Origin of the sequence: Klebsiella sp. JB_Kp042 (assembly GCF_040065275.1) — a bacterium.
In the GTDB taxonomy this organism is placed as follows: Bacteria; Pseudomonadota; Gammaproteobacteria; order Enterobacterales; family Enterobacteriaceae; genus Klebsiella; species Klebsiella quasipneumoniae.
Genome location: NZ_JBEAJL010000008.1, coordinates 31,422 through 44,635, shown reverse-complemented (window position 1 = coordinate 44,635; position 13,214 = coordinate 31,422). Strand labels below are relative to the sequence as shown.

8 protein-coding genes are annotated in these 13,214 nt (G+C 58.4%); 3 read left to right on the top strand and 5 right to left on the bottom strand.

Translation table 11 applies throughout. The features are described from left to right. Positions 1 to 179: 179 nt before the first annotated feature. On the top strand, positions 180 to 1,496 hold the full coding sequence (gene gntT, locus ABLV54_RS01205; RefSeq protein WP_348813526.1) for a gluconate transporter: 1,317 nt from the start codon (positions 180 to 182) through the stop codon (positions 1,494 to 1,496). A gap of 102 nt (positions 1,497 to 1,598) precedes the next feature. Here the strand turns inward: gntT and malQ are convergent, their stop codons facing one another. Beyond that, complete coding sequence (gene malQ / locus ABLV54_RS01200) at positions 1,599 to 3,692, bottom strand: 4-alpha-glucanotransferase (protein WP_023291208.1); 2,094 nt, start codon at positions 3,690 to 3,692, stop codon at positions 1,599 to 1,601. 10 nt (positions 3,693 to 3,702) lie between these two features. Further along, positions 3,703 to 6,093: a maltodextrin phosphorylase gene (malP, locus tag ABLV54_RS01195; RefSeq protein WP_023291209.1), complete on the bottom strand. Its 2,391-nt coding sequence runs from the start codon at positions 6,091 to 6,093 to the stop codon at positions 3,703 to 3,705. Between the two features lie 624 nt (positions 6,094 to 6,717). On the opposite strand from malP, the gene malT reads away from it, so the two are divergent. Further along, positions 6,718 to 9,423 carry an HTH-type transcriptional regulator MalT gene (malT, locus tag ABLV54_RS01190; protein WP_023291210.1) on the top strand — a complete coding sequence of 902 codons (2,706 nt, stop codon included), beginning with the start codon at positions 6,718 to 6,720 and terminating at the stop codon, positions 9,421 to 9,423. Positions 9,424 to 9,438: 15 nt separating this feature from the next. Here the strand turns inward: malT and ABLV54_RS01185 are convergent, their stop codons facing one another. Genes ABLV54_RS01185 through glpE form a run of 3 tightly spaced genes read right to left on the bottom strand, consistent with a single transcriptional unit; the run spans position 9,439 to position 11,457 of the window. Then, positions 9,439 to 10,197 carry a DeoR/GlpR family transcriptional regulator gene (locus ABLV54_RS01185; RefSeq protein ID WP_002920548.1) on the bottom strand — a complete coding sequence of 253 codons (759 nt, stop codon included), beginning with the start codon at positions 10,195 to 10,197 and terminating at the stop codon, positions 9,439 to 9,441. Between the two features lie 49 nt (positions 10,198 to 10,246). Further along, the gene (gene glpG, locus ABLV54_RS01180) at positions 10,247 to 11,077 is read right to left on the bottom strand and encodes a rhomboid family intramembrane serine protease GlpG (protein ID WP_004151408.1); all 831 of its coding nucleotides are present in this window, start codon (positions 11,075 to 11,077) and stop codon (positions 10,247 to 10,249) included. A 50-nt stretch (positions 11,078 to 11,127) separates the two neighbouring features. Beyond that, complete coding sequence (glpE, locus tag ABLV54_RS01175) at positions 11,128 to 11,457, bottom strand: thiosulfate sulfurtransferase GlpE (RefSeq protein ID WP_023291211.1); 330 nt, start codon at positions 11,455 to 11,457, stop codon at positions 11,128 to 11,130. A gap of 204 nt (positions 11,458 to 11,661) precedes the next feature. On the opposite strand from glpE, the gene glpD reads away from it, so the two are divergent. After that, the gene (gene glpD, locus ABLV54_RS01170; protein ID WP_004202136.1) at positions 11,662 to 13,170 is read left to right on the top strand and encodes a glycerol-3-phosphate dehydrogenase; all 1,509 of its coding nucleotides are present in this window, start codon (positions 11,662 to 11,664) and stop codon (positions 13,168 to 13,170) included. Positions 13,171 to 13,214 lie beyond the last annotated feature (44 nt).

The window sequence follows — 13,214 nt, the reverse complement described above, 5'->3', positions numbered from 1 at the left end:
CATGTTACCCGTATCATCCCCTTCAGGCGCCACCGGCAAAAAAATAGCCAGCTATCCTTTCTCTGGGTAAGGATAATGCAAGCGTTTACGGTGCCAGACTATTTTGCTCCCTGACGGAGCGAATGTTGTAAAGGTTGAAACTTTGACGTTACCCATAACAAATTAAGGCCAGGTAAATCATGCCATTAATCATCGTTGCTATCGGGGTTGCCCTGTTATTGCTGTTAATGATCCGTTTCAAAATGAACGGCTTCATTGCGCTGGTTCTGGTGGCGCTCGCCGTCGGATTAATGCAGGGTATGCCGCTGGATAAAGTGATCGTCTCCATCAAGAACGGCGTCGGCGGTACCCTTGGCAGCCTCGCGCTGATCATGGGCTTCGGCGCTATGCTCGGTAAGCTGCTGGCAGACTGCGGCGGCGCTCAGCGTATCGCCACCACGCTTATCAATAAATTCGGTAAGAAGCATATTCAATGGGCCGTGGTCCTGACCGGCTTCACCGTCGGTTTCGCCCTGTTCTATGAGGTGGGCTTCGTGCTGATGCTGCCGCTGGTGTTTACCATCGCCGCCTCGGCCCGTATTCCGCTGCTGTACGTCGGCGTACCGATGGCCGCCGCGCTCTCCGTCACCCATGGCTTCCTGCCGCCGCACCCGGGTCCGACCGCGATCGCCACCATCTTCCACGCCGATATGGGTAAAACGCTGCTCTACGGCACCATTCTGGCTATCCCGACGGTTATTCTCGCCGGCCCGGTTTTCGCCCGATTCCTGAAAGGCATTGATAAGCCGATCCCGGAAGGCCTGCATAACCCGAAAGTGTTCACTGAAGAAGAGATGCCTGGCTTTGGCGTCAGCGTCTGGACCTCGCTGGTTCCGGTGATCCTGATGGCGATGCGCGCCGTTGCCGAGATGATCCTGCCGAAGGGCCACGCCTTCCTGCCGATTGCCGAGTTCTTCGGCGACCCGGTCATGGCCACCCTGATTGCGGTACTGATCGCGCTGTTCACCTTCGGTTTGAACCGCGGCCGCTCCATGGAGCAGATCAACGATACCCTGACCTCTTCGATTAAAATCATCGCCATGATGCTGTTGATCATCGGCGGCGGCGGCGCCTTCAAACAGGTGCTAGTGGATAGCGGCATGGATAAATATATCGCTTCTATCATGCACGAATCGAATATGTCTCCGCTGTTTATGGCCTGGTCCATCGCCGCGGTGCTGCGTATCGCGCTGGGTTCGGCGACCGTTGCCGCCATCACCGCGGGCGGGATCGCCGCGCCGCTGATCCCCACCACCGGCGTCAGCCCGGAGCTGATGGTTATCGCGGTCGGCTCCGGCAGCGTTATCTTCTCCCACGTGAACGATCCGGGCTTCTGGCTGTTCAAAGAGTACTTTAACCTGACCATTGGCGAGACCATCAGGTCCTGGTCGGTGCTGGAAACCATTATCTCGGTCTGCGGCCTGGTAGGCTGTCTGCTGCTGGGGATGGTGGTGTAAGGTTACTCCCGCCATAGAAAAAGGCCGGTCCGCATGATGCGGACCGGCCTTTTTTATCGGACATACTCTTCGCCGCGCTGAGGTGTGCGCGGCGGGGAGTCATCAGGAGGCGGCTTTTTTGCTCGCCGCCTTGCGCCGTTTATCCAGATCCTTAATCAGCTTATTGACCTGTTCATCGGCAAACATCTGCTCAAGGGTGACGGACAGCTTCCGGCGCCAGTTTGGGTACTCAGTGCTGGTGCCCGGAATATTGACCGGCGACGCCATCTCCAGCCAGTCTTCCGGCTGCAGGCCCAGCAGGGCGCTGTTGCTGTCGGCAATATAACGTTGCATCCCCCGGTTGAGGATCCCCGTCATGCTCATCAGGGAGGCCTTATGGCCGGCACGCTTGGGCAGACAGCCGTACTTATGCAGCGCATCCAGCAGCCCTTGCTTCGCCAGCTCACGGTCCTGGTACAGCCCGCGCAGCACCACCTCATCAGGATAGAGACCCAGCGCTTTGCCTAACGTCAGATCGCCGCTTTCCCAGTAGCCGCGGAGGGTGGGCAGGTCGTGCGTCGTCGCCACAGCCATTGATTGCTCCGGGTACAGCGCCGGCGCGCGGAACGTTTTCTCTGCATCACTCTCAAAATAGAGCACCTTATACGAATAGACGCCGCTGTTGCGTAACTTGCTGACGATCTCCACCGGTACCGTGCCCAGATCTTCGCCGATCACCATGCAGCGATGACGCTGGCTTTCCAGCGCCAGAAGCGACAGCAGATCGTCGACGGGATACTGAACGTAAGCGCCATGGTCGGCGGTTTCACCATAGGGGATCCACCACAGACGCAGCACCGACATCACGTGATCGATACGCAGCGCGCCGCAGTTCTGCATATTGGCGCGCAGCAGGTCGATAAACGGCTCATAGGCGCGAGCGGCAATAATATGCGGATCCATCGGCGGCAGGCCCCAGTTCTGGCCCAGCGGGCCCAGAATATCCGGCGGCGCGCCCACGGACGCTTTCAGACAGTACAGCTCACGGTCGCACCAGGTCTCCGACCCGCCTTCGGCGACGCCCACCGCCAGATCGCGGTAGAGGCCGATCGGCATCCCGTCGCGCTGGCTGGTTTCCCAGCAGGCGGCAAACTGGCTCCAGGCCAGCCACTGCAGCCAGAGATAGAAACTGACGTCGTCCTCATGCTCGACGCAGAAGGCTTTCACCTCCGGGCTGTCGATATCCTGAAAGGCCTTCGGCCAGGCCGGCCAGCCCCAGCGCAGCGGGTCCTGTTGAACCTGCCAGGCGTGCAGCGCATCGAAAGCGGCCTGCCAGTAGAGGCTTTCCCCTTCGCGCAGAACAAACTCGCGGAACGCCGTCATCTGTTCATCTTCACGACGGGAGAATCGTTTCCACGCCATACGCAGCGCGGTCATTTTCAGCGTGGTGACGGCGGTGTAATCCACATCATCCGTTTGCCGCGCCGCCTGCAAGGCCTGCTGGGTCGCAGCGGACTGCCACCACGCCTGCGCCTCTTCGCTACGCTGGAAATCTTCAACCGCGTTGACGTCGATGTAGATGACGTTCAGCCAGCGCCGTGAAGACGGGCTATACGGACTGGCGCTCTCCGGGTTCGCCGGATAGAGGGCATGGATCGGGTTGAGGCCAATAAACGACCCGCCGCGGCGGGCGATTTCCGGGAGCATGGCGCGCAGATCGCCAAAATCGCCGATCCCCCAGTTTTTCTCCGAACGCAGGGTATACAGCTGCACGCAGGTGCCCCACAGCTTTTTCCCCTCTTTCAGCGGCTGCGGCTCATAGCAGCGGGCCGGGGCGACGATGGTCCGGCAGTGCCAGCGCTCCCCCTCCTGGGTGAGCGTCAGGGAGTGATACCCCTCCGGCAGTCTGGCCGGCAGCGGCAGCGTCTCGCCGCCGCGGGTTTTACCCTGATACTGCTTACCGTCCTCAGTGGTCAGGATCCACTGATACTCACCGCGTCCTGCCACCGGCAGCGACATTTTTTTGCCGTGGGTGAAGATCTTCACGTTCGGCAGCGGGTTAACCGCCACTTTCGTGGCGGCGGTTGAGCGATGCATCGCATCCAGCAGACGCTGTTTGGTGACAGCCGCGATAGACTGCGGCTTGCCGTGCGCGTTGATATAGCTGGGGCTGATGCCCGCCGCCAGCGCGGCATTATCGAGGCGTTTACTCTCCATAGGCCTTCCTTTAGCGTTTCGCCTGCCAGATACGTTGCTGATAATCGCGGATCGAGCGGTCGGAGCTGAACATGCCGCAGCGCGCAGTGTTGAGGATTGTCGCGCGGGTCCAGGCCTCCTGGTCGCGATACAGCTCATCTACCCGTTTTTGCGCCGCCACGTAGGCTTCGAAATCGGCCAGCACCAGATACGGGTCGCCGCCCTGCAGCAGACTATGCAGCATCTGGTCGAAGGCATGCTTATCGCCGTTGCTATAGGTGCCGTTCTCCAGCTCCTTAAGCACTGCATCGAGCAGTTTGTCTTTTTTACGCCATTTCAGCGGATCGTAGCCTTTCGCTTTCAGGGCTTTCACTTCTTCTACCGTGTGGCCGAAGATAAAGATGTTCTCTTCACCGACCTGCTCGGCGATTTCCACGTTGGCGCCATCCAGCGTCCCGACGGTCAGCGCGCCGTTCAGCGCCAGCTTCATGTTGCCGGTGCCAGAGGCTTCTTTGCCCGCGGTGGAGATCTGCTCGGAGATATCCGCCGCCGGGATCAGTTTTTCCGCAGCCGATACACAATAGTCCGGCAGGAAGACCACTTTCAGCTTATCGCCGACTTTCGGGTCGTTGTTAATCGCTTCCGCTACCTTGTTGATGGCAAAAATAATGTTTTTCGCCAGATAGTAGCCCGGCGCCGCTTTCGCGCCGAACAGGAAGACGCGCGGAACGCGGTCGGCCTGCGGGTTTTCGCGGATCTCTTTGTACAGCGCAAGGATATGCAGCAGGTTGAGGTGCTGACGCTTGTACTCGTGCAGACGTTTGATCTGAATGTCGAAAATCGCCTGCGGGTTGATCTCAATCCCGGTACGTTGCTTCACAAACTCAGCCAGATGAACTTTGTTGGCCTGCTTGATATCGCGATAAGTCTGACGGAATGCCGCATCGTCAGCGTATTTTTCCAGATTGATCAGCTGGTCGAGGTCATTGGCCCACTCTTTTTTCAGCGTCTCATCCAGCAGCGTGGCCAGCGCCGGGTTGCACTGCTTGATCCAGCGGCGCGGCGTGATGCCGTTGGTCACGTTATGGAATTTGTTCGGCCACAGCTGGTTATATTCCGGGAACAGATCTTTCACCACCAGGTCCGAGTGCAGCGCCGCCACGCCGTTGACGGCAAAACCGCCCACCACGCACATGTTGGCCATCCGCACCTGCTTGTCATGCACCACCGCCAGTTTCGCCCAGACCTGCTTATCGCCCGGCCAGGTTTTGTCCACCAGCAGTTTAAATTTGTCGTTAATCGCGTTGATGATCTGCATATGGCGCGGCAGCAGCGCTTTCACCAGCTTCTCATCCCAGCACTCCAGCGCTTCCGGCATCAGGGTATGGTTGGTGTAAGCAAAGGTTTTGCTGGTGATCGCCCAGGCGTCGTCCCAGCTCAGCTGGTGCTCGTCGATCAGCACGCGCAGCAGTTCCGGGATGGCGATGGTCGGGTGCGTATCGTTCAGCTGGATCACTTCGTAATCCGCCAGCTCGGCCAGCTTGCGGCCTGCCAGATGATGACGACGCAGGATATCGGCCACTGAGCAGGCGCACTGGAAGTACTGCTGCATCAGGCGCAGTTTTTTACCGGCCTGATGGTTGTCGTTCGGGTACAGCACCTTAGTCAGTTTTTCCGCGTCGATGCCCTGCTGCTCGGCGCGCAGGAAATCGCCGTCGTTGAATTTGGTCAGGTTAAACGGATGGGCGTGTTTAGCCTGCCACAGACGCAGCGGCTGGGCGACGTTGTTGCGATAGCCGAGCACCGGCAGGTCCCAGGCTTCGCCGGTAATGACGAACGCCGGCTGCCATTCGCCGTTTTTGCTGACTTTGCCGCCGATGCCGACCTGGACATCCAGCGCCTCGTTATGGCGGAACCACGGGTAGCTGCTGCGACCCCAGTCGTCCGGGGCTTCCTTCTGCTGGCCATCGTCAAAGGATTGGCGGAACAGACCATACTGGTAATTGAGGCCGTAGCCGGTCGCCGACTGCCCCACGGTCGCCATGGAGTCGAGGAAGCAGGCTGCCAGACGGCCCAGGCCGCCGTTACCCAGCGCCGGGTCGGTCTCTTCTTCCAGCAGATCGGTGAGGTTGACGTCATAGCCTTTCAGCGCGTCGCTTACGCCCTCGTACCAGCCCAGGTTGAGCAGGTTGTTGCCGGTCAGGCGACCAATGAGAAACTCCATCGAGATGTAGTTAACGTGACGTTGTCCTTGCGCTGGTTTTGCCACCGGCTGCGCCGACAGAAGTTCCGCCAGCGCTCCGCTGACGGCGCGCCACCATTGACGCTGCGTCATCTCGGAAGCGGACTGTAAACCAAAACGCTGCCACTGACGCGTCAGTGCAGCCTGAAACTGAGCTTTGTTAAATGAAGTCTGTGACATAATGAGATCCGGGTCCTTTACTAAAACGATGGCGCTAGTGTGCCGACCTCCCGATTCATCGTCCTCATCCCGACGGGGATTAGACAGGGAGGAGTACCGGGGATGAGCGAAAAGTGTGATCCTGGCCACTATAGTGTGGGTGAGAAGGCCAAAATATGCTGTAAAAATCACCGCTGTATGACAGTTGAGATGTCACCTGTGCAGGGTAAAAATTTGTTACAGGCCACTACGCGGCAAAACGCTTCCCGCCTTTCGCCTGGTTATTAAAAAAATGAATTGCGACCTCCGGGAAAATAAGCACATTTCATCACATTAATCCGCAAAAAAGATTACTTCTAAGAAATCACTGACAATAATTTAATAAAAACAAACAACTACTCCCGATATAAAATAAATCTCTCCCCGCTCCGCCAGCTGCCGGCTAAAAACCGCTGAGGACGAGTCCTGCCTGCGATTTTTACCCATTCGCAACCAATGTCGAAATTTGTGACATAGAGCAAATTCAAGAGCATAAACTTCGGACATAACTTGCAATAAATTTCATAATCACCGACCTTATTAGATATTAATTACGAAGCGCAAAAAAAATCGCAACCTCTCTCTTGCACAGCGAAATGTAGAACTATGTTGATTCCGTCCAAATTAAGTCGTCCGGTCCGCCTTGAACACACCGTGGTTCGTGAGCGTTTACTGGCGAAACTTTCCGGCGCGAACAATTATCGTCTCGTGCTGATCACCAGTCCTGCCGGGTACGGTAAAACAACGCTCATTTCTCAGTGGGCCGCAGGTAAAAACGATCTTGGGTGGTTTTCGCTGGACGAAGGCGACAACCAGCAGGAGCGTTTTGCCAGCTATCTGATCGCGGCGATCCAGCAGGCCACCGGCAACCACTGCGCGGCCAGTGAAGCGATGGTGCAAAAGCGCCAGTACGCCAGCCTCTCCTCTCTTTTTGCGCAGCTGTTTATTGAACTCGCCGACTGGCAGCGCCCGCTGTACCTCGTCATTGATGATTATCACCTGATCAATAATCCGGTGATCCATGACGCGATGCGCTTTTTCCTGCGCCATCAGCCGGAGAATATGACCCTCGTGGTCCTGTCGCGGAACCTGCCGCAGCTGGGCATTGCCAACCTGCGCGTCCGCGATCAGCTGCTGGAGATTGGCAGCCAGCAGCTGGCCTTTACCCACCAGGAAGCGAAACAATTTTTCGACTGTCGTCTGACGTCGCCTATCGAAGCCGACGACAGCAGTCGGCTGTGCGACGACGTCGCCGGGTGGGCCACCGCGCTGCAGCTCATCGCCCTCTCCGCCCGCCAGAATAACTCCTCCGCCCAACACTCCGCCCGTCGCCTCGCCGGGATTAACGCCAGCCATCTGTCGGATTATCTGGTGGATGAAGTGCTGGATAACGTCGACGCCCGCACGCGCAACTTTTTGCTAAAGAGCTCTCTGCTGCGCTCAATGAACGACGCGTTAATCGTGCGCGTCACCGGCGAAGAGAATGGCCAGATGCAGCTGGAGGAGATCGAACGTCAGGGGCTGTTCCTGCAGCGGATGGATGATTCCGGCGAATGGTTCCGCTATCACCCGCTGTTTGGCAGTTTCCTGCGCCAGCGCTGTCAGTGGGAGCTGGCGGTTGAACTGCCGGAGATCCACCGCGCCGCGGCGGAGAGCTGGATGGCGCAAGGCTTCCCCAGCGAGGCCATCCATCATGCGCTGGCGGCCGGCGATGCCAAAATGCTGCGCGATATCTTGCTCAATCACGCCTGGGGCATGTTCAACCATAGCGAACTGGGTCTGCTGGAGCAGTCGCTGTCGGCGCTGCCCTGGTCAAATCTGCTGGAAAATCCGCGCCTGATCCTGCTGCAGGCCTGGCTGATGCAGAGCCAGCATCGCTACAGCGAAGTCAACACCCTGCTGGCGCGCGCCGAGCAGGAGATGAGCGTCGAAATGGATACCGCGATGCATGGCGACTTCAACGCCCTGCGCGCGCAGGTGGCGATTAACGACGGCGACCAGGACGAAGCGGAACGTCTGTCGATGGTGGCGCTGGAAGAGCTGCCGCTGGCCAACTATTACAGCCGCATCGTCGCCACCTCAGTACATGGCGAAGTCCTCCACTGTAAGGGGAAACTGACCAAATCTCTCGCCGTGATGCAGCAGACCGAACAGATGGCCCGCCGTCACGACGTCTGGCATTACGCCCTGTGGAGCATCATTCAGCAAAGCGAAATTCTGTTCGCCCAGGGCTTCCTGCAGGCCGCCTGGGAGAGCCAGGAGAAAGCCTTCCATCTGGTACGCGAACAGCATCTTGAGCAGCTACCGATGCATGAGTTCCTGCTGCGCATCCGCTCTCAGCTGCTGTGGGCATGGGCGCGCCTCGACGAGGCTGAAGCCTGCGCCCGCCAGGGGATGGCGGTTCTCTCAACTTATCAACCGCAGCAGCAGCTGCAGTGCCTGGCGCTGATGGTGCAATGCTCGCTGGCGCGCGGCGATCTGGATAATGCCCGTAGCCACCTGAACCGGCTGGAAAATCTGCTCGGTAACGGTCACTACCACAGCGACTGGGTCTCCAACGCCGACAAGGTGCGGGTGATCTACTGGCAGATGACCGGCGATAAAACCGCGGCGGCCAACTGGCTGCGCCAGACGCCGAAGCCGGAATTCGCCAATAACCACTTCCTGCAGAGCCAGTGGCGCAATATTGCCCGCGCGCAGATCCTGCTGGGCGATTTCGAACCGGCGGAAATGGTGCTGGAAGAGCTGAACGAAAATGCGCGTTCACTGCGTTTGATGAGCGATCTCAACCGCAACCTGCTGCTGCTCAACCAGCTGTACTGGCAGGCAGGACGCAAGAGCGAAGCGCAGAAAGCCCTGCTGGAAGCCCTGACGCTCGCCAACCGCACCGGCTTTATCAACCACTTTGTGATTGAAGGCGAGGCGATGGCCCAGCAGCTGCGCCAGCTGATCCAGCTGAACACCCTGCCGGAGCTGGAGCAGCATCGCGCCCAGCGTATTCTGCGCGACATCAACCAGCATCATCGCCACAAATTCGCCCACTTTGACGAAGGGTTCGTCGAGCGGCTGCTGAATCACCCCGAGGTGCCGGAGCTTATCCGCACCAGCCCGCTGACCCAGCGCGAATGGCAGGTGCTTGGCTTAATCTATTCCGGCTACAGCAACGAGCAGATTGCCGGCGAGCTTGACGTGGCGGCCACCACCATCAAGACCCATATTCGCAACCTGTATCAGAAACTGGGCGTCGCCCACCGTCAGGACGCGGTGCAGCATGCCCAGCAGTTGCTTAAGATGATGGGATACGGCGTCTGACGACGCCGTTGTCGCTTAGCACAGCTCGAGCTGGAGGTTGTTATCGGTGATGACCTTGAGCACGCCCGCCGGGGGCAGCACATCGGTATAGACCGCATCGACCATGCTGATGCTGCCCATGTTGACCATCGCGTTACGGCCAAACTTGGTATGATCCACCACCAGCATCACGTGGCGTGAATTCTCAATAATCGCGCGCTTGGTGCGCACTTCATGATAATCAAACTCCAGCAGCGAGCCATCGCTGTCGACGCCGCTGATGCCGAGAATGCCGAAGTCGAGACGGAACTGCGAGATAAAGTCGAGGGTGGCTTCCCCGATGATCCCGCCGTCGCGGCTGCGCAGTTCGCCGCCGGCGAGAATAATGCGGAAGTCCTCTTTCACCATCAGCGTGTTGGCGACGTTCAGGTTATTGGTCACAATCCGCAAATCGTTGTGATCGAGCAGGGCGTGCGCCACCGCTTCCGGCGTGGTGCCGATATCGATAAACAGCGTCGCCCCGTCCGGGATCTCGCTGGCCACCCGCCGGGCGATACGCTCTTTCTCCGCCGTCTGGGTCGCTTTGCGATCGTGCCAGGAGGTGTTCACCGAGCTGGAGGGCAGCGCCGCGCCGCCGTGATGACGGAGGATCATTTTCTGTTCGGCTAAATCGTTCAGGTCGCGGCGGATGGTCTGCGGGCTGACCGCGAACTGCTCAACCAGCTCTTCCGTGCTGACGTAACCCTGTTTTTTTACCAGCTCGATAATGGCGTCATGACGTTGTGTTTGTTTCATGAAATATCCCTGGAAAAATGTCGCCTACCCGACCCCTGTCGGTAAGTCTTTATGCGCGTTTTCGCCCATGCAAGGTATCGACAAACGCCATCGCCAGGCCGGTCGCCAGACCAGCCACGTGCGCGCCGTTAGCGATCGCCATGCCGAAAACGTCAAACCAGCCAGCAATTAACCACACTAAAGAGAAGAGTATCAACCCGCGCTGCAGATAAATACCGCTCTGCGGATCGCGCTCGCCCCGCAGCCAGACATAGCCCATCAGCGCGTAAACCACGCCCGACAGCCCGCCAAACCACGGGCCGCTAAACTGGTGCTGCACAAAGCCGCTCAGCAGGGCGCTGATGACGGTGATCACCACCAGCTTGCCGCTGCCGATGCGCTTTTCCACCGCGCCGCCGAGATACCACCACCATAGCAGGTTGAAGAGAATATGCATCAGCGAGAAATGCATGAAAGCATGGCTGAAATAGCGCCAGGCTTCGAACTGCAGCGAAGGATCGTAGGGCCAGGCCAGCCAAATCATCACCGGCTGATCGCCCAGCAGATTTTGCAGGATGAACACCGCGATGCAGATCAGCAGAATCGCCCAGGTGAACGGGCCGGCGTTATGCCGCAGCGTGGCAAAGAAAGGAAAGCGCTGATAGCGCAACCCGCTGTTGGTCTGTCCGGACTGCCAGCTCGCCGCCAGATAGCGCGGGTCCGCCGGGTTTTCGAGAAAACGCGCCAGCTCAGCCCTGACGCGCCCGGCCTGACTCTCATCAGCCAGCCAGACGTCGCTCTGGGTGTGCTGCTGGATAGTCAGGATAATCCCCTGCGTCGCCATATAATCGACAAACGCCTGGGCCACGCGCGGGTTGGCAAAAGAGGTAATCATTAACATGCAGCGAATCGCTTATTCCACACAAAGGGAGATAGTATACCTGCCAGTCGTTAAAACGTCCCGTGCGCCACTTCCGCCGGGAAATGGCGATGCCAGGCGTCGAACCCGCCGTCAACGCTGTAGACCTTATCAAACCCCTGCTGCAGCAGATACTGCGCGGCGCCCTTGCTGCTGTTGCCGTGATAGCACATCACCATCACCGCCGTGTCAAAGTCGTTGTCACGCATAAACGCGCCCAGGGTATCGTTGGTCAGATGAAACGCGCCCGGCGTATGGCCCATCGCATAGCTTTGCGGATCGCGGATATCGACCAAAACCGCCGTCTGCTGATGCAGTTTCTGGTGCGCTTCTTCAACGTTGATACATTCAAACTGTTCCATGGTTCTCTTCTCTTTCTCGTCATGACGGGCAGTGGCCGGCCCAATTTTACCCTGTAGTGTACCGTCAGGCGGTAAAGAAACGCCAATATGTTACACCCATCACTCCAAAATGTTTTTTTGATGTTACCAAAAGCGCGTTTGTTTGCTATAGTGAGCGATATCGAGCATTTGTGAGCTTAAACGAAAGTGTGAGAGGGTAAGAACGTGGAAACCAAAGATCTGATTGTGATAGGCGGAGGCATCAACGGTGCCGGTATCGCGGCAGATGCCGCCGGGCGTGGTTTATCCGTACTGATGCTGGAAGCGCGCGATCTCGCCTGCGCCACCTCCAGCGCCAGTTCCAAACTGATCCACGGCGGGCTACGCTACCTCGAACACTATGAGTTCCGCCTGGTCAGCGAAGCGCTGGCCGAACGCGAAGTGCTGTTAAAAATGGCCCCGCATATCGCCTTCCCGATGCGCTTTCGTCTCCCGCATCGCCCGCATCTGCGTCCGGCATGGATGATCCGCATCGGCTTGTTTATGTACGATCATCTGGGCAAACGCACCAGTCTGCCGGGATCCACCGGCTTGCGTTTTGGCGCAGAATCGGTACTTAAGCCGGAAATTGTGCGCGGTTTCGAATATTCCGACTGCTGGGTCGACGATGCCCGCCTGGTGCTGGCCAACGCGCAGATGGTCGTCCGCAAAGGCGGCGAGGTGCGGACCCGCACTCGCGCCATCTCGGCAAAACGGGAGAACGGCCTGTGGGTGGTGGAAGCGGAAGATATCGATAGCGGCGAGAAGTTTACCTGGAAGGCGCGCGGTCTGGTCAATGCCACCGGTCCATGGGTCAAACAGTTCTTCGACGAAGGGATGCATCTCCGCTCGCCTTACGGTATCCGCCTGATCAAGGGCAGCCACATCGTGGTGCCGCGGGTGCATACCCAGAAGCAGGCCTACATTCTGCAAAACGAAGATAAACGTATTGTGTTTGTTATCCCGTGGATGGATGAGTTCTCCATCATCGGCACGACGGACGTCGAGTATAAGGGCGATCCGAAAGCGGTGGCCATTGATGATAAAGAGATTAATTACCTGCTGAACGTCTATAACGCGCACTTTAAAAAGACCCTCAGCCGGGACGATATCGTCTGGACCTACTCCGGCGTCCGTCCGCTGTGCGACGACGAGTCGGATTCACCGCAGGCGATCACCCGCGACTACACGCTGGATATTCACGATGAGAACGGCCAGGCGCCGCTGCTCTCCGTCTTCGGCGGGAAGCTGACCACCTATCGCAAACTGGCCGAGCATGCGCTGGAAAAACTGACCCCCTATTACAAAGGGATCGGCCCGGCATGGACCAAAACCGCGGTGCTCCCAGGCGGCGATATCGGCGGCGACCGCGACGACTACGCGGCAAAACTGCGCCGTCGCTTCCCGTTCATCAGTGAATCACTGGCCCGCCATTATGCCCGCACCTACGGGAGCAACAGCGAGTGGATCCTCAAGGAAGCCAGCGCCCTGAGCGATCTGGGGGAAGATTTCGGCCATGAGTTTTATGAAGCCGAGCTGAAGTATCTGGTTGAGCATGAATGGGTGCGCAGCCTGGATGACGCCATCTGGCGTCGAACCAAACAGGGCATGTGGCTGAATGGCGAGCAGCAGGCGCGCATCAGCGAATGGCTGGCGCAGCATGCGGGAAAGTCTGAGCTGTCGTTAGCGTCTTAACGCGCCCGGCTGCGCGGGCCTGGGGAAACGCCTGAGGCCGGATC

Coding starts and splice junctions, on each gene's coding strand:
- malT (WP_023291210.1), top strand. CDS start 6,718: ATGTTGATTCCGTCCAAATTAAGTCGTCCGGTCCGCCTTGAACACACC.
- glpG (WP_004151408.1), bottom strand. CDS start 11,077: ATGTTAATGATTACCTCTTTTGCCAACCCGCGCGTGGCCCAGGCGTTT.
- gntT (WP_348813526.1), top strand. CDS start 180: ATGCCATTAATCATCGTTGCTATCGGGGTTGCCCTGTTATTGCTGTTA.
- glpE (WP_023291211.1), bottom strand. CDS start 11,457: ATGGAACAGTTTGAATGTATCAACGTTGAAGAAGCGCACCAGAAACTG.
- ABLV54_RS01185 (WP_002920548.1), bottom strand. CDS start 10,197: ATGAAACAAACACAACGTCATGACGCCATTATCGAGCTGGTAAAAAAA.
- malP (WP_023291209.1), bottom strand. CDS start 6,093: ATGTCACAGACTTCATTTAACAAAGCTCAGTTTCAGGCTGCACTGACG.
- malQ (WP_023291208.1), bottom strand. CDS start 3,692: ATGGAGAGTAAACGCCTCGATAATGCCGCGCTGGCGGCGGGCATCAGC.